Raw genomic sequence first — 18987 nt, 5'->3', positions numbered from 1 at the left:
CGGCTCCCCATCACACGGCTCCTTGGACGGTCAGCCAGGCGCGCATCCGGTGCGCCGCGAGCGCCGGGTCGGGGAAGAGGCCGGCGGCGTCGGCGAGCCGGAACAGGCGCACCATGTGCGGGACGGAACGCGCGGTCTCCAGCCCGCCGACCATGCGGAAGTGCCGCTGGTGGCCGGCCAGCCAGGCGAGGAAGACCACACCGGTCTTGTAGTAGTAGGTGGGCGCCTCGAACAGGTGGCGGGAGAGCGGCACCGTCGGGGCGAATATCTCCTCGTAGGACGAGAGGTCGCCGCAGTCCAGCGCGCGCAGCGCCGCCGCGGCGGCGGGCGCGATGGGGTCGAAGACGCCGAGCAGCGCATCGCTGTGCCCGGCGTCGTCGCCCCTGATCAGCTCCGGGTAGTTGAAGTCGTCGCCGGTGTAGAGGCGGACGCCGGGCGGGAGGCGGCGCCGGAACGCGATCTCGCGGTCGGCGTCCAGCAGTGAGATCTTCACGCCGTCGACGCGGGACGCGTGGTCGCCGATGAGCGCGAGGAGCGCGTCGGCGGCCGCGTCGAGGTCGGGGGAGCCCCAGTAGCCGTCCAGCGCCGGGTCGAACATCGGCCCCAGCCAGTGCAGGACGACGGGCCGCCCGGCCTGCGCCAGCAGCCGCCCGTACACCGCCGCGTAGTCGTCCGGGCCGCGCGCGGCGGCGGCGAGGTGGCGGCTCGCCATCAGGACCGGGACGGCGCCGACCGAGTCGATCACCGCGAGCTGCTCCTCGTAGGCGGCGGTGATGGCGCCGAGCGAGGCGGGGCCCGGCGGGAGCTGGTCGGTGCCGGCGCCGCAGACGATCCGGCCGCCGGTTGAAAGCGCTTCCCGGCCGCTCCGCACGATGAGCTCGCGGGTCGTCGCCCAGTCCAGTCCCATGCCGCGCTGCGCGGTGTCCATCGCCTCGGCGACGCCGAGCCCGTACGACCACAGGTGCCGGCGGAAGGCCAGCGTCGCGTCCCAGTCGAGCGAGTCGCCGCCGGCCACGACGTGCGCGGCGGCGTAGGCGGCCCGCGACGTGCTGGGCCCCGGCGGCGGCGCGTACGCGCGCGGCTCGCCCATGACGTGCGGCGCCGCCAGGCCCGGAAGTTCGATCTTCACAGCTCCGGGACCTCCAGCCGGCGGCCCTCGCGCCAGGCCCGCAGCCCCAGCTCGGCGAGCTGCACGCCGCGCGCCCCCGCGTAGAAGTCCCACGGGAAGGGGGAATCATTGGCGACGTGCCGCAGGAACATCTCCCACTGCGCCTTGAACCCGTTGTCGAACTCGGCGTTGTCGGGGATCTCCTGCCACTGCGAGCGGAAGTCCTCGGTGGCGGGCAGGTCGGGGTTCCACACCGGTTTCGGCGTCATCGACCGGTGCTGGACGCGGCAGCGCCGCAGCCCGGCGACCGCCGAGCCCTCCGTCCCGTCCACCTGGAACTCCACCAGCTCGTCGCGGAACACCCGGGTCGCCCAGGACGAGTTGATCTGCGCGACGATCCCGCCGTCCAGCTCGAAGATCCCGTAGGCGGCGTCGTCCGCCGTCGCCTCGTACGGCTTGCCGTCCTCGTCCACCCGCTCGGGGATGTGCGTCGCCCCGAGCGCCTGCACCGACCGCACCGGCGCGATCGCGTCCAGCACGTACCGCCAGTGGCAGAACATGTCGAGGATGATGCCGCCGCCGTCCTCCGCCCGGTAGTTCCAGCTCGGCCGCTGCGCCTCCTGCCAGTCGCCCTCGAACACCCAGTAGCCGAACTCGCCGCGCACCGACAGGACGCGGCCGAAGAAGCCGCCGTCGATGAGCCGCTTCAGCTTGAGCAGGCCCGGCAGGAACAGCTTGTCCTGGACGACGCCGTGCCTGATGCCCGCCTCGTCCGCGAGCCGGGCCAGCGCCAGCGCGGTCTCCAGGTCGCCGGCGAGCGGCTTCTCGGTGTAGACGTGCTTGCCCGCCGCGATCGCCGCGCGGATCGCGTCCGCCCGCGCGCCGGTGACCTGCGCGTCGAAGTAGACGTCGGTCTCCGGGCGCGCGAGCGCCTCGGCCAGGTCGGTCGTCCAGGCGGTGAGCCCGTGCCGCTCGGCGAGGCCGCGCAGCTTGGCCTCGCTGCGCCCGACCAGCACCGGCTCCGGCCACAGCACGGTGCCGTCGGCCGTGCGCACCCCGCCCTGCTCGCGGATCGCGAGGATCGAGCGGAGGAGATGCTGGCGGTACCCCATGCGTCCGGTGACGCCGTTCATGACGATCCCGACGGACCTGCGTGCCATCCCGTTCCTCCCCAAACTGCCGTCGATGCGCGCCCCCGGCGGCCGTTCCGGACCGGGTGCTGGGAAAGCGCGTTCAGAAAGCGCTTTCTGAGGTACCGTAAGAGCGGCGCACGGTGCGGTCAAGAGGGAGTCCGCCGGGAACCCGCCGCGCCGGACGAGGGAGTGCGATGACCGAAGCGGCCGAGGAGCGGCGCGCGGACCGCGCCTACGTGACGCTGCAGGACGTCGCCCGCGATGCCGGCGTCTCGCTCGCCACCGCGTCCCGCGTCCTGAACGGGACCTCGCAGGTCCGCGCCGACCTGCGGGAACGGGTGCTCGCGTCGGCGGGTCGGCTCAGCTACACCCCGAACGCGCACGCGCAGGCGCTCGCCGGCTCGTCCAGCACGTCGGTCGGGGTCATCTGCCACGACGTCAGCGACCCCTACTTCGCCGGCGTCGCCCGCGGCGTGATGAGCGCCGCCGCCGAGCACGGGATGCTCGTGATGCTCGCCAGCACGTTCCGCGACCCGGCCCGCGAGATCGAGTACGTGGCGATGCTGCGCGCCCAGCGGGCCCGTGCGATCCTGCTCATCGGCTCCGGCTTCGAGGACCGCGGCTGGGAGCGCTCGATGGCCGCCGAGCTGGACCCCTACCAGCGCACCGGCGGCCGCGTCGCGGTCCTCAGCCGGCACCGCAGCCTCAAGGTGGACGCGGTCCTGCCGCAGAACCGGGAGGGCGCCGCCGCGCTGGCCCGCGCGCTGCTCGACCTCGGCCACCGCGACTTCGGCGTGCTGACCGGCCCGCTCGCGCTGACCACCGTGTCCGACCGGCTCGGCGGCTTCACCGACGCGCTCGCCGACGCGGGCGTCCGCATCCCGCCGGAGCACGTCGTCGAGGCGGCGTTCACCCGCGATGGCGGCTACGCGGCGGCGACCGAGCTGCTGCGCCGCCCCACCCGCCCGACCTGCGTGTTCGCCGTCACCGACGTGATGGCGATCGGCGCCCTGGCCGCGTTCCGCGACAACGGCGTCGCCGTGCCGGACGACGTCTCCCTCGCGGGCTTCGACGACATCCCGATCGTCCGCGACCTGACGCCGCCGCTCACCACCGTCGCGCTGCCGCTGAACGAGATGGGGGAGCGCGTCATGGGCCTGGCGATGCGCGAGCCGTCCCCCCGCCGCAGCCGCATCGAGCGCGTCGCCGGCGAGGTGGTCCTGCGCGCCAGCACGGCCCCGCCCCGCTGAAACGCGAAGAACCCGCCCGGATGGTCCGGACGGGTCTCGATCTATGTGCCGCCTATGTGCCGCTGGGTCAGCGCGCGGCGAGATCCTCCGTGGCGTCGGCCTCCGCGGGACGCTCGGCTTCGGCGTCCGCGGGCCGCTCCGGCCAGGAGTCGATCTTGGTGCGTCGGGGGTTCGCCAGGGCGTTGTCCATTGTTGCTGCTGTCCTCCCAAGTTCGAGCCGTGGCCCAATTACCCGATGTTCTCGGCCGCGAGGCCGCTTTCGCAAAATGGTCTAGACCGCGTCCCTCCCCCGATGGGACGCGACGCGACCGTTAACACCGCTAATGGATCATTCATTCCCGTGCGGGGAAACCCGGTGGCCCCGGCGGCGCCCGCCTGCCACCCTTCTCTTCCATGGACGCAGCCGAACTGATCCGCCTGCAGGACGCCGGGGCCCGCCTGAAGTTCCTGTTCTTCTGGGGTCACCGGACCCCCGGCCCCGGCTACCTCAGCCAGTGGTGGCCGTCCCCCTTCACCGTCGACGGCACGGCCTATGCGACCGCCGAGCACTACATGATGGCCGGGAAAGCCCGCCTCTTCGGCGACGAGGAAACGGCGGCCGCCATCATCGCCGCCGCCGATCCCCGCCGCGCCAAAGACCTCGGCCGCCGCGTCCGGAACTTCGACGAGCAAAGGTGGCGCGACAACCGTGTGGCGATTGTCACAAGGGGCAACGAGGCGAAGTTCGGCCAAAACAAAGAACTCCGCGACTACCTCCTCGGCACCGGCGACCGCGTCCTCGTCGAGGCGAGCCCCCTGGACCGCGTCTGGGGCATCGGCCTCGCCGCCGACGACCCCCGCGCCGGACGGGTCGCGTCATGGCAGGGCGAGAACCTGCTGGGCTTCACCCTGATGACCGTCCGCGGCGCCCTCCGCTGACCACTCGCCTTCCGCATCTGGGCGCCGCGTCGCCGGGCGCGGGCGGAGCCGGTGGTCAGGGGGTGGCCGGGTCGCGCGAGCCGGCGCGGGTGAAGAGGTAGATGGCGGACGTGCCCAGGCCGGTCGGTTTGGGGATGAGCGGGCGGCGCTCGTCGTAGCGGTCGGATTCGCGGTGCCATTTGAGGATGCCGGCCATCCAGTCGCGGAGTTCGTCGACGTAGGCGGCCAGGGAGGCGCGGGCGGTGTCGTCCAGGCCGAGTTCGCCGGCCAGGGCGGGCAGCTCCCGGGTGGCCAGGTGCTCGAACTGGCGGCGCCGGGACGTGATGAGGTCGTTCACGATGGGCAGCGCCTCGTCGCGGCCGCAGCCGAAGAAGTTCTCGATGGCGAGGACGCCGTTGTTCAGCTCGCCCTCGTACTCGATCTCCTTCTGGTAGGAGAAGCAGTCGTTCAGGAGGCAGGCGACGTCCATCGCGGACGCGTCGATCTCGCGCAGGGTGCGGGTCGCGAAGACCTCCGCGGGGACCTCGTGGGAGTGCTCGATCCGGGAGAGGCTCATCGTCATCTCGGAGCCGAACGTGTGGCGCCGCATCTCGATGTAGTCGACGGGGTCGGGGACGCGCGACTGGAGGTGGTTGTTCAGCTCCCAGAGCCAGCTCTCGACCATGTGCTCGACGGACGCGCGGAACTCGCGGCGGCCCCGGTCGTCCATGGGCAGTGCGGTGCGCGGCCACAGGTCGGCCAGCGCGGCCTCGAAGGGGTTCTCCGGCGGGGGAGTGGCGCCGCAGTCCAGCGGCATGAAGGACGGGATGCGGGCGTTGAAGACCTTCGCGCCCGCCATGTCGCGGTCGCGGTTGAACACGGCGGGGAAGTAGTCGTCGCCGAAGGTGCCGAACGCCAGCCACTGGGTGGCGAGGTCGAGGGCCTCCGGGCTCGCGTCCGGGTCGAGGGAGGCGGCGCAGATCTCCAGCGCCATCCCGGTGAGCCGCTCGGCGCTCCACACCGGCACGGGCGTGCGGGGATGCGGGGAGAACATGCCCATCTCGCGGGCCCACAGGACGACGTTGCGGCCGGCGCGGTCGCGGTGCGGGTTGACGCGCGGCGGGTACGGGATGTCGAACTCCGGCAGCGGCGTCGGCCCCACCTTCTGGAACGGGACGTGCGGGCGGCTGATCCGCGCCGACCTCAGCAGCGCCGGGACGCGCGCGGCCGACATCCCGAGCGACTTCTCGTTCATGTAGCGGCTGGACCGCATGTGCCACTCGTGGCCGCCGGACTGCCAGTCCTGCAGGGCCTTCACATAGGCCGCGACGCTCGCCTGCTCGGACGGGTCGAGCGCGTGGTCGGCGAAGACGTGCGGCAGTTCGGTGAGGGCGGTGTTCTCGAACTGCCGCAGCCGCGAGGTCAGCAGGTCGTTGACCGTGTCGGCGGCGGCCTGCGGCCCCACCTTCAGGAAGTGCTCCATCACCAGGACGCAGTTGTTCACCTCGCCCTCGGACTCGGTCTCCCGCTGGTAGGAGAAGATGTCGTTCCGCAGGTGCACGCCGTCCGCGAAGGTGTCCTTGAGGACGCGCAGCGGCCGCGTGCCCACCACCCGCTCGGGGATCTCCACGCCGGCGGCGTGCTCCGCCAGGTCGGCCGACCAGGGCGCGCCGCCGACCTTGCGCCGCATCTCGATGTACTCGACCGGGTTCGGCAGCCGCCCGCTGCTGATGTTCGACAGCTCCCACAGCGACTCGCGCAGCAGGTTCAGGGTGCTGACGGAGAAGCGGTCGCGCCAGGCGCCGGACTTGGCCGGGACGGTCCGGCCCCAGAGGTCGGCGAGGCCGCGCTCGACGGCGTTCACCGGCTCCGGCGGGTCGAGCGACATGAACAGCGGCAGCCGGTCGAGGTAGGCGCGGGCGCCGTCCTGGTCGCGGGGCTTCTTGAAGACCTCCAGGAAGTGGTCGTCGAAGTAGAACACCCAGACGTACCAGTCGGTGACGAGGTCGAGTTCCGGCCCGTCGCAGTCGGGGTGCGTGTACGCGCAGAGGAGCGCGTAGTCCATCGCCGCGAGCGCCGCCTCGTCCCAGATGTCGGGGGTGCCGGGGTCCCGGTCGTCGTCCAGCATCTTCATCTCGCGCGCCCACGCCATGGTGTGCGTCCGCGCGCCCTCCAGATGCGGGTTCAGCCGGGCGGGGTACGGCACGTAGAAGTCGGGCAGCTCGAACGGTTGCATCGACCGGCCTCTCTGTCGGCTCCGAACGGGACGGGATCCGCTCGGCAACTTACAGCACTCGCAAAGTTACGAAGGGTGATAACTTCCTCTCCGGAATGCTTTGCCCGCCGGGGGGTAAGCCGGAGGTCATGACGGAGTCGAGCGAACCCGCGGAGGTCGGCGACTCGCTGGAGCAGAACCTCCTGCTCGCCCGGCGGGTGGTCGACGCCGCGCAGCAGGAGATGCTGGAGAAGGCCCGGCAGCGCGTCCCGGCGCTGCGGCTGGGCGCGATCGCCGGGGCCTTCGGGGTCCTCGCGACCGCCGCCACGTACCGGATGAACGTGCTGCTGCTGGAGAAGAAGCTGCCGCCCGAGCTGGCGTCCTTCGTCGCGGCCGCCGTCTACGGCGGCGGGGCGGGCGCCGCGGCGGTGGCCGCGTCCCGCAAGTGGAAGGGGCTGCCGGCGCCGCTGCCGACCGACACGGCGCGCCAGGTCGTGGAGATACTCTCCGACTCGGTCTGACCGGGTCCGGTGCCGTCCGGCGCGCTCCGGCCGCGCCCCCGCCGCCGCTGACTCACCTCGCCGCATCGGGGTAGGGGCGCGGCATGGACATGCCTATCCACGCCGACATCACGGTGCACGTGAACGGCGACGAGCACCGGCTGAGCGTCGACACCCGCGCGTCCCTGCTGGACGTCCTGCGCGAGGACCTCGGCCTGACGGGCTCCAAGAAGGGCTGCGACCACGGCCAGTGCGGCGCGTGCACCGTCCTGCTCGGCGGGCGCCGCGCGAACGCGTGCCTCGCGCTGGCCGTCGCCCACGACGGCGCCGAGATCACCACGGTCGAGGGCCTCGCGCGGGACGGGCGGCTCAGCCCCGTCCAGCGGGCCTTCGTCGAGAACGACGCCTTCCAGTGCGGATACTGCACGCCCGGCCAGCTGTGCTCCGCCACCGCCGTGCTGGACGAGGCCGCCCGCGGCTGGCCGAGCGCCGTCACCGGGGACATGGCCGCCGAACCTCCCCTGGACGACGCCGAGATCCGCGAGCGGATGAGCGGCAACCTGTGCCGCTGCGGCGCCTACACCGGGATCGTCGCCGCGCTGCGCGAGGCGGCCGGCGAGCCGGACGGGGCGGCCCGGGAAGGAGCGCGGGCATGAGGCCCTTCGCATACGCGCGGGCGGCGACGGCCGAGGACGCGATGGCCGAGCACGCGGCGGCCCGGGACGGCGACGACGCGCGCTACCTCGGCGGCGGGACGAACCTCGTGGACCTGATGCGGCTCGGGGTGGAGCAGCCCTCGAAGCTCGTCGACGTGACCCGCCTGCCCTACGACCGGATCGAGCGGGACCCGGACGGGACGCTAATCGTCGGCGCCGCCGTCACCAACAGCGCCCTCGCCGCCGACCGGACGGTGCGCGCGGAGTTCCCGATGCTGGCGAGGGCCGTCCTGTCGGGGGCGTCCGGCCAGCTCCGCAACCTCGCGACGGTCGGCGGCAACCTGCTGCAGCGCACCCGCTGCCCCTACTTCCAGGACGCGTCCAAGCCCTGCAACAAGCGGGACCCGGGAAGCGGCTGCCCGGCGCGCGACGGCGAGCACCGAAACCTGGCGATCCTCGGGCACTCGTCCGCGTGCGTCGCGACCCACCCGTCCGACATGGCGGTGGCGCTCGCGGCGCTGGACGCCTCGGTCCGCGTCCGCGGCCGCGGCGGGGAACGGACGATCATGCTGGACGACCTCTACCGGCTGCCCGGCGGCGATCCCCGGCGCGACACCACGCTCGACCGCGGCGACCTGATCATCGGGGTCGCCGTGCCGCCGCTGCGCATGCCGGCGGCGTACCGCAAGGTGCGCGAGCGGGCGTCGTTCGCGTTCGCGCTGGTCTCGGTGGCGGCGGCGCTGGACGTGCGCGGCGGCGTGGTCCAGGACGCCCGGCTCGCGCTCGGCGGCGTCGCCCACCGGCCGTGGCGGGCCCGCGCCGCCGAGGACGCGCTGCGCGGCGCCGCCGCGACCGGGGAGGCGTTCGCCCGCGCCGCCGACGCGGAGCTGGCGGCCGCCGAGCCGCTGCGCGACAACGGATACAAGGTGCCGCTCGCGCGCAACCTGGTCGTGCGGACGCTGACCGAGCTGGCGGCCGAGGCGGAGGAGGGGGCATGACGAAACGGCTGGAGAGCCGCGAGAAGGTCACCGGGGCGGCGCGGTACGCCCACGAGTACCCGCTGCGGGACGCCGCGTACCTGTCGGCCGTGCAGGCGGACGCCGGGCGCGGCGAGATCGCGTCCGTGGACACCGCGGCGGCGCGCCGGCTTCCGGGCGTGCTCGCCGTGCTGTCCTGCGAGAACGCGCCCCGGCTCGCGGACCGCTCCGATGGCGAGCTGGCCGTCTTCCAGTCGCGGACGGTCTCCTACCGGGGCCAGTTCGTCGCGGCCGCGGTCGCCGAGACGCTCGAGACGGCGCAGGAGGCGGCGCGGCTCGTCCGCGTCGAGTACGCGGCGGAGGACCCGGACGTCCGGCTCCGCCCGGACCACCCCGGCCTCTACAAGCCCGAGCAGGTCAACGCCGGCCTCCCCGCCGACACCGAGTTCGGCGACCCCGACGGGGCCTTCGGCGCCGCGCACGTGCGGGTGGACGTCACCTACACGACCCCGGCGGAGCACAACAACCCCATGGAGCCGCACACCACCGCCGCCCAGTGGAACGAGGACGGATCCCTCACGCTCTACGAGTCCACCCAGGGGCCGTCAAGCCACCAGCGGACCCTCGCCCGCGTCCTCGGCCTGGACACCGGCCAGGTGCGGGTGGTGTCCACGCACGTCGGCGGCGGGTTCGGGGCCAAGGGCACGCCCCGGCCCAACGCCGTCCTGGCGGCGATGGCGGCGCGCGAGGTGGGACGGCCGGTCAAGTTCGCCGTGCCGCGTCGGCAGATGTTCGCGACGACCGGGTACCGCACCCCGACCATCCAGCGGATGCGGCTCGGCGCCGACGCCGACGGCCGGCTCACCGCGATCATGCACGACGTGGTCGAGCAGACCTCCACGGTCCGCGAGTTCGCCGAGCAGACCGCCGCGCCGACCCGGGTCATGTACCGGGCCGCGAACCGCCGCACGACGCACCGGGTCGTCCGGCTGGACGTCCCGACGCCGTCGTGGATGCGGGCGCCCGGCGAGACGCCCGGCATGTACGCGCTCGAATCGGCGATGGACGAACTGGCCGTCGCCGCCGGCATCGACCCCGTCGAGCTGCGCGTCCGCAACGACGCGGACCGGGAGCCCGAGAGCGGGCTGCCGTTCAGCTCCCGCAACCTCGTCGCCTGCCTGGAGGAGGGCGCCGCCCGGTTCGGCTGGGCCGGCCGCGACCCGGTGCCGGGGACGCGGCGCGCCGGCCGCAGGCTGCTCGGGACGGGCGTCGCCGCCGCCACCTACCCGGCCCGCCGCAACCCCGGCCGGGCGGCGGCGCGGGCCGAGCCGGACGGCACGTTCACGGTGCGGATCGCCGCGTCCGACATCGGCACCGGCGCCCGCACGGCGCTCGCGCTGATCGCCGCCGAGACGCTCAAGGCCGACCTCGGCCGGGTGCGGATGGAGGTCGGCGACAGCTCCTTCCCGAGGGCGTCCGTAGCGGGCGGGTCCAGCGGGACGGCCAGCTGGGGGACCGCCGTCGTGCGGGCCTGCGAGGCGCTGCTCGCACGCCTGAACGGCGCGGGCGCCGTCCCGCCGGAGGGGATCGAGGCGTCGGCGGACACCACCGGCGAGCTAGAGGCGGAGGAGGAGTACGCCCGGCACGGCTTCGGCGCCCACTTCGCCGAGGCCGAGGTCGACATGGACACCGGCGAGGTCCGCGTCTCCCGCATGCTCGGCGTGTTCGCCGTCGGCCGGATCATCAACCCGGTCACGGCCCGCTCCCAGTTCATCGGCGGCATGACCATGGGCATCGGCATGGCGCTGATGGAGGAGAGCGTCATGGACGAGCGGTTCGGCGACTACCTCAACCGCGACCTCGCCCAGTACCACGTCCCGTCCTGCGCCGACGTGCGCGACATCGACGCGGTCTGGGTGGAGGAGTCCGACCCGCACCTGAACCCGATGGGCTCGAAGGGCATCGGCGAGATCGGCATCGTGGGCGCCGCCGCGGCCGTCGGCAACGCCGTCGCGCACGCGTGCGGGGTGCGCGTCCGCGACCTGCCCATCACCCCGGCGAAGCTCCTCCCGCACCTGTGACCGGTGCAGCCCAGTGTGGAGCCGGAGATGACTGATTGAAAAGTTCACTATCAAGGTGATGGGCGTCACGCGGATGGGTATTGATCACGTGCTCGGGGGCGCTCCCTACCCGCGAGGTGATCGCCGTGTACCAGCAGGTCCTCGATCCCATCGCCGACTCGCTCGGCTGGAGTTCACTCGTCGCCGCGCTGCCGCTCGCCGTGCTGTTCGTCCTGCTGGGCGGCCTGCGCATGCGCGCGTGGCTGGCGTCCCTGATCGCCCTGGCCGTCTCGCTGGCCGTCGCGATCTGGGCGTACGGCATGCCCGCCGGGCAGGCGTTCCTGGCCGGCACCGAAGGCGCCGCGTTCGGCTTCTACCCGATCCTGTGGATCGTCATCAACGCGCTCTGGGTCTACAACATCACCGTCACCACCGGCCACTTCGACGTGCTCCGCCGGTCGTTCGCCCAGGTCAGCGACGACAGCCGGCTCCAGGCCGTGCTGATCGCGTTCTCGTTCGGCGCGCTGCTGGAGGCCCTCGCGGGCTTCGGCACGCCGGTGGCCGTCACGTCCGTCATGCTCATCGCGCTCGGCTTCCAGCCGCTCAAGGCCGCCGTCCTCGCGCTCACCGCGAACACCGCCCCGGTCGCGTTCGGGGCGATGGCGACGCCGATCCTCACCCTCGGCAAGGTCACCGGCGAGTCCAGCGACACGCTCGGCGCCATGGTCGGCCGGCAGACGCCGATCCTCGCGCTGTTCGTCCCGCTCGTCCTCGTCTTCATCGTGGACGGCAGGCGCGGCCTCCGCGAGACCTGGCCCACCGCCCTGTTCTGCGGCTTCGCGTTCGGCATCGCGCAGTACGTCACCGCGAACTTCATCTCGGTGCCGCTCGCCGACGTCGTCGCCTCCCTCGTCTCGGCCGCCGCGGTCGTCCTCGTCGTCCGGCTGCGGCCGCAGCGGGCGCTCGCCCGCCCCGCGCCGGTCGCGGGCGGCTCCGTCGACGAGCCCACGCCGGAGTTCGCCGCCCGCGTGGAGGACGGCGGCGAGGACGGCGGCGAGCGCGACTCGCGCGCCGAGATCGCCCGCGCCTACGCCCCCTACGCGATCATCATCGCGGTGTTCGTCATCTGCCAGATCGACCAGGTCAAGGAGCAGCTGGACAAGGCCACGCGCACGTTCTCCTGGCCCGGCCTCGACCTCACCGACCCGGCCGGCAAGCCGCTCGGCCTGCCGACGTTCAACTTCAACTACCTGACCACCCCCGGCACGCAGATGCTCGTCGCCGGGCTGATCACCATGGCCGTGCTCGGCGTCGGCTTCGGCAAGGCCCTGCGCGCCTACTGGACGACCCTCGTCCAGCTCAAGTGGGCGATCATCACGGTGATGGCCGTCCTCGCCCTCGCGTTCGTGATGAACGCGTCCGGGCAGACGGTCACGCTCGGCACCTGGATGGCCGGCGCGGGCGGCGTGTTCGCCGTGCTGTCCCCGATCCTCGGCTGGCTCGGCACCGCCGTGACCGGGTCGGACACCTCGTCCAACTCGCTGTTCGGCGCCCTGCAGGTCACCGCCGCGGACAAGGCCGACCTCTCGACCGTGCTGATGGCCGCCACGAACAGCTCCGGCGGCGTGCTCGGCAAGATGGTGTCGCCGCAGAACCTCGCCATCGCGGCCGCCGCCGTGGGGCTGGACGGCCGCGAGGGCGACATCTTCCGCCGCGTCGTCCTGTGGAGCCTGCTGTTCCTCGCCGGGATGTGCCTGCTGTCGGGCCTGCAGTCCACCGGCGTGCTCGGCTGGATGGTCCCGTGACCGGCGGGACCGGCGGGGGCTACTGCAGGTAGCCCTCCACCTCACCGGCGGGACGGACCTCGGCGTCGTCCGGGTTCTGTCCCGCCGCCAGCCGGGCCCGGCGCTGCCTCAGCAGGTCCCAGCACTGGTCGAGCGCCACCTCGAGCCGGCGCAGCCGGTCCCGGGCCTCGCCGTCGGTCGTCTCGGCGCGTTCGTGCGCCTGCCGCAGTGCGTGCTCCTCCTCGATGAACTCGTTGATCCGGTCCAGAATCGCCTTCTCGTCCATGAAATCCGCCCGGTGGGGTCCATAGGATGCCGACAGGTGAGAGCCTGACATATACGGGGCCGCCCGGGACAGCGGCGCCCCCGTCCAAGGGCGAGGTGCGCGTGACATGACGATCTGGCGGATCAGCGGCGGGGAGGGCGCTCCCGGCTCGGGGGAGCGCGCGGCTCCGCGCTACGACATCGTCGAGCTGGACACCGCGCTGCTGAACATCGCCGCCGCGTCCGGCTCGCCGTGGCTCCGGATGGCCGGCGAGATCGACGTCTCCAACGCTCCCGCCGTCGCCGCCGCGCTGCGGGACGCCCGCACCCGCCTCGCCGGGGACGTCCACGTCGACATGGCCGCGCTCGCCTTCATGGACGTCGCCGGGCTGCGCGTCTTCACCGTGGCGGCCCGCGAGATGCACGACCTCGGCCGCCTCATCGTCCTGCACACGGTCTCGCCGCATATCGACCGGCTCTTCCGCCTGATCGGCTGGCACGCCACCCCCGGCCTGACGATCCACTGCCGCCCGCACCGCTGACCCCGCACTGCTGACCCCCGCACTGCTGACCGGTTCAGGGCCGGTGCGCGAGCGTCATCGGAACACCATGTCCGCGCCTCGGCGCGGCAAACGATGGGGCCGGGGACGGTGTGTTCCCGCAGTATCCCGCTGGTGACCTGTTTGACCACAGAAACCACGGTTACGACGGGTTTTACAGCTCTCCGATTCCAGAGGGGGATCTCATGGCAAGGCGAAGAGAGCGTGCGGACTCGCCGATGTCCGGCGAACAGGCCGCACCCAGGACGCCTGCGGAGGGCGCCGCCACGGCGGCGCCGGGCCGTGGCGCCAATGAGCCCGGCGAGCACGCGCTTTGGGAGGACCGGACGCGCGTCTTCCTGCAGCCCCTCGCGGCACCGTCCATCCTCGGGCTGTTCGGATTCGCGGGCGCGACCATGATGGTCGGCGCCTGGCAGGCGGGCTGGTACGGCAACGCCGGCACCCCGCTCATCCTGTGGCCGTTCGTGCTGTTCTTCGGCGGCCTCGCGCAGTTCCTGGCGGGCATGTGGTCCTACCGGGCGCGCGACGGCCTCGCCACCGCGGTGCACGGCATGTGGGGCGCCTTCTGGCTCGGCTGGGGCGCGCTGTTCATGCTGGTCAGCATCGGCGCGGCGCCCGCCGCGCTGGCACCGACCCTCGGCACCGTCCGGGAGGGCTTCGCGTTCTGGTTCGTCCCGCTGGCGGTGATCACCGGGCTGTGCGCGCTCGCCGCACTCGGCGAGAACATGGTCCTGGCGCTGCTCCTGGCGTGCCTCGCCGTGGGCGCGGGCTTCACGTCGGCGGGCTTCTGGGCGCCGTCCAACTGGAGCCTGGACGTCGGCGGCTGGCTGTTCGTCGCCTCCGCGGTCATCGCCCTGTACGCGGCGGCGGCGATGATGATGGAGAACACTTTCGGACGGACCATCCTGCCCACCGGCAAGTACCGCGTGGCCGGCAACATCCCGGGCGGCCGCGGCGTGCGGCCGCTGGAGTACAAGCACGGAGAGCCGGGGGTGAAGATCGGACAGTGATCTCCGGCGTTTCGCCTTGACATTCCCGTTGCCTTATCCTGGGCCGATCCATGCAGAGTCGTCCCGGAGGGGGAGCGGGAATGTCATCGGCGGTCCGGCGGACGTGGCGGCGCCTCGTCCAGACCTACACCATGCTGTGCGCGCGTGACGACGCCGCGAAGCACGGTGTGACCATCCCGGACGGTATCTGGGCCTGCGTGCGCTGCCAGCAGCCGCACCTGGAACTGTCCGCGCTCCACCACCACCTCCGCACCGAGCATCCCGGCGCGGCCGCCGGCTGAGCGGCCCGGCCGCGCCCGCATCCTTCCCGCGCTGAGCGCGGAGCGGCACCGGACGTGCGCGTCCGGTGTCTTCTGCTGTTTCCGGATGCTGGTTCGGGTGCTGTGTTTCCGGGTGCTGTGTTTCCGGATGCTGTTTCGGACCGGACCGATACCGCCGTGGCCGGAGTCGGCGCGTCCCGCCTTATTGGCAGGGTGCTAATAGCGTGTTACAAGTAACTCACCACTTATTGGGTCGGGGGCCTGGCACCTGGAGGGTCGCCGTGACGACACGCAGAAGGTTCCTCAGAGACGCGGGAGTGGTGGGCGCCGCCACCGCCGGGGCGATGGCCATGGGGCCGATCCCCGCGCGTGCGGCGAGCGGGCGGCGGGTCGCCGTCCTCGGCGCCGGCGTGGCCGGCCTCACCGCGGCGCACGAGCTGATCGAGCGGGGTTTCGAGGTCGAGGTGTACGAGCGCACCGCCCTCGGCGGCAAGGCCCGCAGCATCTTCCCGCCGGGCACCGGGACGGGCGGCAGGCTCGACCTGCCGGGCGAGCACGGGTTCCGCTTCTTCCCGGGTTTCTACTTCAACCTCACCGACAACATGCGCCGCACACCGTTCCCGGGCAACTCCAAGGGCACCTGGGACAACCTCGTCCGCGCCGACGCGTACATGATGTCGAGGCAGGGGCGCCCCGACCTCACCATCCCGTTCCCCTTCCCGCTGCCGCCGCACTCGTCGATCTACGACGTCAACAGCTTCCTCGCCACGATCACGTCCGGGCTCCAGACGGTCGCGAGGCTGTCGGTGACCGAGGCCGCGTTCGCCGCGCAGAAGCTGCTCGTCTACGTCACCAGCTGCGACGAGCGCAAGCTCGGGCAGTGGGAGAACATCACCTGGGCCGACTACATCCGCGCCGACTGGTTCTCCGACGAGTACAACAAGTTCATCGCCGACGGGACGATCCGCAACCTCGCCGCGACCAAGTCCAAGGACGCGAGCACCCACTCCATCGCGATGGTCGGCGAGGCCACCGTGTGGAGCATCCTCGGGCTCGGCAACGAGCCGGGCGGGTCGGTCGACCGGGTGCTGAACGGGTCGTCGTCGGAGATGTGGCTCGACCCGTGGATCGCGCACCTGCGCGACCTCGGCGTCAAGTTCAACGTGGGGTACGAGGTCGACTCGCTCACGGTCTCCAACGGCAAGATCACGTCCGCGGGCGTCAAGGGCAAGTCCGCCATCTCCGCCGACTGGTTCATCGTCGCGATGCCGTGCGAGCGGGTCACCGGCCTGCTCAGCGACGCCGTCCTGAAGGCCGACCCGTCGCTGGCCGGCATCAAGGGCCTGCGCACCGACTGGATGACCGGGCTGCAGTTCTTCCTCAAGAAGAAGCTGCCGCTCGCCCCGGGCCACGTGAACTACGGCGACTCGACGTGGGCGGTCACGTCGATCAGCCAGGAGCAGTTCTGGAAGCGGGACTTCTCCACCTACGGCGACGGGACCGTCAAGGACTGCCTGTCGTCGATCATCTCCGACTGGTTCACCCCGGGCACGTTCAACAAGAAGCGGGCCGTGGACTGCACGCCCGGCGAGATCGCCGCCGAGACCTGGAAGCAGATCAAGGCGCACCTCAACGACGGCGGGGAGACGCTGCTCACCGACGCCGACCTGCACTCCTGGTTCCTCGACCCGGCGATCGTCCCGAACGGGAGCGGCGGCGTCACCAACGAGACCCCGCTGTTCATCCAGCAGCCCGGGTCGTGGAGGCTGCGCCCGGCGTCCAAGACGAAGATCCCGAACCTGTTCCTGGCCGGGGACTGGGTGAAGACCCCGATCAACGTCACCACCATGGAGGGCGCCAACCAGGGCGGCCGGCAGGCGGTCAACGCCCTGCTGGACGCGGCCGGCTCGAACGCCGACCGGTGCGACGTCCACGAGCTGTACGAGCAGCCGCTGTGGGTGCCGTTCAAGCTCAAGGACAAGCTCCGCTACGCGCTGCGGCTGCCGCACGAGTTCGACATCCTCGACCCGCGGTGGCCCGGCCGGTGACCCTACGGAAGGGCGCGGCGCGCGATCAGCGCCGCGTGCAATAACTGCAGGTCGCCCGGCCGGGCGGGGTCGAGCCCGGTCAGCGCGCTGATGCGGCGGACGCGGTACGCCACGGTGTTCGGGTGCACGTGCAGCGCCGCGCCCGTCGCCCGGCGGTCGAGGTCGCAGGCCAGGTAGCGCTCCAGCGTGCGCAGCAGCTCGGGCTTGCGGTCGAGCGGCGCGAGCAGCGCGGCGAGCCCGGGGAGCGCGCCGCTCGGCCGGCTGAGCTGGTAGTCCAGCAGGACGTCCGCGAGCCGGTACAGGCCGGGCGGGCGGCCCGCCCGGCGGACCAGGTCCATGATCTCGGCGGTCTGCGCGACGGCGGCGGGGATCCCGGCCGGGCCGGTGATCTCCGCCGCCGCCGTGACCGGGACGTCGGCGCACTTCGCCGCCCGCGCGACCAGGTCGTGCAGGACGTCCCAGCCCGCGGAGTAGGGCAGCAGGGCCGTCCCGCCGGAGGAGTCCAGGGCGGTGAAGGCGGGCTCGTCGGCGACCTCGTCCAGCACGGTCCGGATCCGGCGGATCTTGCGCCGGGCCGCGATCCGGGCGCGCTGGCCCGCGCCCGCCTCGTCCGGGTGCGGGGCGAACGCCAGCGCCAGGACCGCGTAGCGGGGCGCCGGGCGGTGCCCCGCGGTCTCCCCGGTCATCAGCGCGGTCATCAGGGCGTGCCGCCCGCCGTGCTCCTGGCTGTCGAGGATCTGCCGCACCTCCAGGTAGGCGGCGCTGACCGAGGAGATCAGCAGCCGCTGGAAGTCCAGGAAGTAGCCGAGCGCCTCCTGGAACGCGGGCAGGTCGGCGGGCTCCGCGCCCGCGGCCAGCTCGTCCCACGCCATCGCCGCGCCGATCTGGTAGGCGGTGAGGATCGCGTCCAGCGGCACGCCCTCCTCCGCCCGCAGCGCCGCCGAGTCGCGCTGCCTGCCGAACTCCTCCGGCCCGGCGGGGCGGCGCCGCTCCAGCACGTCCGCGAACTGCCGGAGGCTGTGCTGGACGATCCCGGCGATGTCCCCGGCGACCTCCTCCTGCGGCAGCTCCGCGTAGACGGGCAGCTCGGCGAGCAGCCGCGCGACGACGCGCCGGGTCAGCTGCGGGGCGCGGGCCCGCAGATGGGCCGCCAGCGGCCGCCCCGCCATGCGCAGCGCCGCGCCGTTCAGTGCCGCGCCGCCCCTCGCCGTGCCGCCCGCCGCCGTGCCGCCCGCCGCCGTGCCGCCCGCCGCCGTGCCGCCCGCCGTGCTGCCCCTCGCCGTGCTGCCCCCCGCCGTGTTGTCCCGCGTCACAACGGCTCCCGCAAGAGTCTGTTTTCACGCCAATTGAACGGTCTGTCCAGATTCTGGACGATCACGGCGACATCGTCCATGACGCCGGGAGTTGGCATGAAGCGTCTGTTGTACGGCATGGTCGGCGCACTCGTCCTCGCGGGCTCGGCACTCGCCGCGACCCCCGCCCACGCGGCCACGGTGGAGTACGTCGCGCTGGGCGACTCGATGGCCTCCGGGCCGCTCATCCCGAACATCACCGGACCGATCGGCTGCGGGCGCTCCACCCACAACTACGCCCACGAGCTCGCGGACGCGCTCGGCGCCGACCTGCACGACGTCACCTGCAGCGGCGCCCGGACCAAGCACATGACCGAACCGCAGAGCACCAGCGTCGCCGGCGTCGACACCGGCACCGTCCCGCCCCAGTTCGACGCCCTCACCGCGTCCACGACCCTCGTCACCCTCACCATCGGCGGCAACGACGTCGGGCTCGTCGGCGTCGCCGAGGACTGCGTCAACCTCGACCCCACCGCCACCCCCTGCAAGGGCGAGTTCGAGGACGAGGTCGCCCAGAAGACCCGCGACCTCGGCCCGCGCATGAGCGCCGTCCTGGACGGCATCCGCGCACGCTCCCCGAAGGCGCGCATCGTCGTGACCGGATACGGCCTCTACATCAAGCAGAACGGCTGCTGGCCCATCCAGCCCGTCCTGCCGACCGACGCGAACTTCCTGCAGGGCGCCGTCAACGCCATGAACGCCGTCATCCGCGAACAGGCCCTCGCCCACGGCGCCACCTACATCGACCTGGTAACCCCCTCGGCCGGCCACGACGCCTGCCAGTCCGCGTCCCGCCGCTGGATCGAGGGCTACGTCCCCCTCAACGCCGCCGCCCCCCTGCACCCGAACGCCCGCGGCGAGGCCGCCTACGCCGACATCATCGGCAACGCCCTCGGAGCGTAGTCTCCGGAGC

The 18987-nt window shown here is 72.7% G+C and carries 18 protein-coding genes; 12 read left to right on the top strand and 6 right to left on the bottom strand.

The genetic code is table 11. From position 1 onward, the window contains the following. Nucleotides 1–10 precede the first annotated feature (10 nt). The gene (locus ACIWVC_RS20320) at nt 11–1090 is read right to left on the bottom strand and encodes a dihydrodipicolinate synthase family protein (RefSeq protein WP_396447591.1); all 1080 of its coding nucleotides are present in this window, start codon (nt 1088–1090) and stop codon (nt 11–13) included. A 35-nt stretch (nt 1091–1125) separates the two neighbouring features. Continuing rightward, nucleotides 1126–2268, bottom strand: a complete 1143-nt coding sequence (locus ACIWVC_RS20315) for a Gfo/Idh/MocA family protein (RefSeq protein WP_396447566.1) — start codon at nt 2266–2268, stop codon at nt 1126–1128. Nucleotides 2269–2435: 167 nt separating this feature from the next. Here ACIWVC_RS20315 and ACIWVC_RS20310 point away from each other — a divergent pair, with 167 nt between their 5' ends. Continuing rightward, nucleotides 2436–3491 (top strand): LacI family DNA-binding transcriptional regulator, encoded by a 1056-nt coding sequence (locus tag ACIWVC_RS20310; protein WP_396447565.1) that lies wholly within the window; start codon nt 2436–2438, stop codon nt 3489–3491. 67 nt (nt 3492–3558) lie between these two features. On the opposite strand, the gene ACIWVC_RS20305 is transcribed toward ACIWVC_RS20310, so the two are convergent. Next, entirely contained in the window at nt 3559–3681 is a 123-nt protein-coding gene (locus ACIWVC_RS20305) for a hypothetical protein (protein WP_396447563.1), read from the bottom strand. Between the two features lie 203 nt (nt 3682–3884). Between ACIWVC_RS20305 and ACIWVC_RS20300 the strand changes: the two genes are divergently transcribed. Beyond that, nucleotides 3885–4409: an NADAR family protein gene (locus ACIWVC_RS20300; RefSeq protein ID WP_396447562.1), complete on the top strand. Its 525-nt coding sequence runs from the start codon at nt 3885–3887 to the stop codon at nt 4407–4409. Nucleotides 4410–4464: 55 nt separating this feature from the next. On the opposite strand, the gene ACIWVC_RS20295 is transcribed toward ACIWVC_RS20300, so the two are convergent. Next, nucleotides 4465–6624 carry a germacradienol/geosmin synthase gene (locus tag ACIWVC_RS20295; RefSeq protein WP_396447561.1) on the bottom strand — a complete coding sequence of 720 codons (2160 nt, stop codon included), beginning with the start codon at nt 6622–6624 and terminating at the stop codon, nt 4465–4467. Between the two features lie 128 nt (nt 6625–6752). Between ACIWVC_RS20295 and ACIWVC_RS20290 the strand changes: the two genes are divergently transcribed. From ACIWVC_RS20290 to ACIWVC_RS20270, 5 genes are all read left to right on the top strand, one after another. After that, nucleotides 6753–7124: a phage holin family protein gene (locus ACIWVC_RS20290; RefSeq protein ID WP_396447560.1), complete on the top strand. Its 372-nt coding sequence runs from the start codon at nt 6753–6755 to the stop codon at nt 7122–7124. An 83-nt stretch (nt 7125–7207) separates the two neighbouring features. After that, the gene (locus tag ACIWVC_RS20285) at nt 7208–7759 is read left to right on the top strand and encodes a 2Fe-2S iron-sulfur cluster-binding protein (RefSeq protein ID WP_396447559.1); all 552 of its coding nucleotides are present in this window, start codon (nt 7208–7210) and stop codon (nt 7757–7759) included. Then, nucleotides 7756–8757, top strand: coding sequence for an FAD binding domain-containing protein (locus tag ACIWVC_RS20280; RefSeq protein ID WP_396447558.1), 1002 nt, complete (start codon nt 7756–7758; stop codon nt 8755–8757). The genes ACIWVC_RS20285 and ACIWVC_RS20280 overlap by 4 nt, the downstream gene beginning before the upstream one ends. Further along, on the top strand, nt 8754–10817 hold the full coding sequence (locus ACIWVC_RS20275) for a xanthine dehydrogenase family protein molybdopterin-binding subunit (RefSeq protein WP_396447556.1): 2064 nt from the start codon (nt 8754–8756) through the stop codon (nt 10815–10817). Before ACIWVC_RS20280 ends, ACIWVC_RS20275 begins: the two co-directional genes overlap by 4 nt. A gap of 125 nt (nt 10818–10942) precedes the next feature. Further along, a complete protein-coding gene (locus ACIWVC_RS20270) occupies nt 10943–12601 on the top strand; it encodes an L-lactate permease (RefSeq protein WP_396447555.1) in 1659 nt (552 codons plus the stop codon). A 19-nt stretch (nt 12602–12620) separates the two neighbouring features. On the opposite strand, the gene ACIWVC_RS20265 is transcribed toward ACIWVC_RS20270, so the two are convergent. Continuing rightward, nucleotides 12621–12866 carry a DUF2630 family protein gene (locus tag ACIWVC_RS20265; protein WP_396447553.1) on the bottom strand — a complete coding sequence of 82 codons (246 nt, stop codon included), beginning with the start codon at nt 12864–12866 and terminating at the stop codon, nt 12621–12623. Between the two features lie 106 nt (nt 12867–12972). On the opposite strand from ACIWVC_RS20265, the gene ACIWVC_RS20260 reads away from it, so the two are divergent. From ACIWVC_RS20260 to ACIWVC_RS20245, 4 genes are all read left to right on the top strand, one after another. After that, on the top strand, nt 12973–13386 hold the full coding sequence (locus ACIWVC_RS20260) for an STAS domain-containing protein (protein ID WP_396447552.1): 414 nt from the start codon (nt 12973–12975) through the stop codon (nt 13384–13386). A gap of 236 nt (nt 13387–13622) precedes the next feature. Beyond that, entirely contained in the window at nt 13623–14414 is a 792-nt protein-coding gene (locus ACIWVC_RS20255) for an acetate uptake transporter family protein (RefSeq protein WP_396447551.1), read from the top strand. Nucleotides 14415–14494: 80 nt separating this feature from the next. Further along, on the top strand, nt 14495–14695 hold the full coding sequence (locus ACIWVC_RS20250) for a hypothetical protein (RefSeq protein WP_396447550.1): 201 nt from the start codon (nt 14495–14497) through the stop codon (nt 14693–14695). Between the two features lie 260 nt (nt 14696–14955). Next, a complete protein-coding gene (locus ACIWVC_RS20245) occupies nt 14956–16722 on the top strand; it encodes an FAD-dependent oxidoreductase (RefSeq protein WP_396447549.1) in 1767 nt (588 codons plus the stop codon). Between the two features lie 2 nt (nt 16723–16724). Here ACIWVC_RS20245 and ACIWVC_RS20240 read toward each other — a convergent pair whose 3' ends face one another. Continuing rightward, the gene (locus ACIWVC_RS20240) at nt 16725–18035 is read right to left on the bottom strand and encodes a PucR family transcriptional regulator (protein ID WP_396454423.1); all 1311 of its coding nucleotides are present in this window, start codon (nt 18033–18035) and stop codon (nt 16725–16727) included. 96 nt (nt 18036–18131) lie between these two features. Between ACIWVC_RS20240 and ACIWVC_RS20235 the strand changes: the two genes are divergently transcribed. Continuing rightward, nucleotides 18132–18977 (top strand): SGNH/GDSL hydrolase family protein, encoded by an 846-nt coding sequence (locus ACIWVC_RS20235; RefSeq protein WP_396447547.1) that lies wholly within the window; start codon nt 18132–18134, stop codon nt 18975–18977. Nucleotides 18978–18987 lie beyond the last annotated feature (10 nt).

The sequence above is a fragment of the Actinomadura sp. genome, from assembly GCF_044508335.1.
Lineage (GTDB): Bacteria > Actinomycetota > Actinomycetes > Streptosporangiales > Streptosporangiaceae > Spirillospora.
Note: the sequence above shows the minus strand (reverse complement) of the source record. Positions and strands in the feature narration are given on the sequence as shown.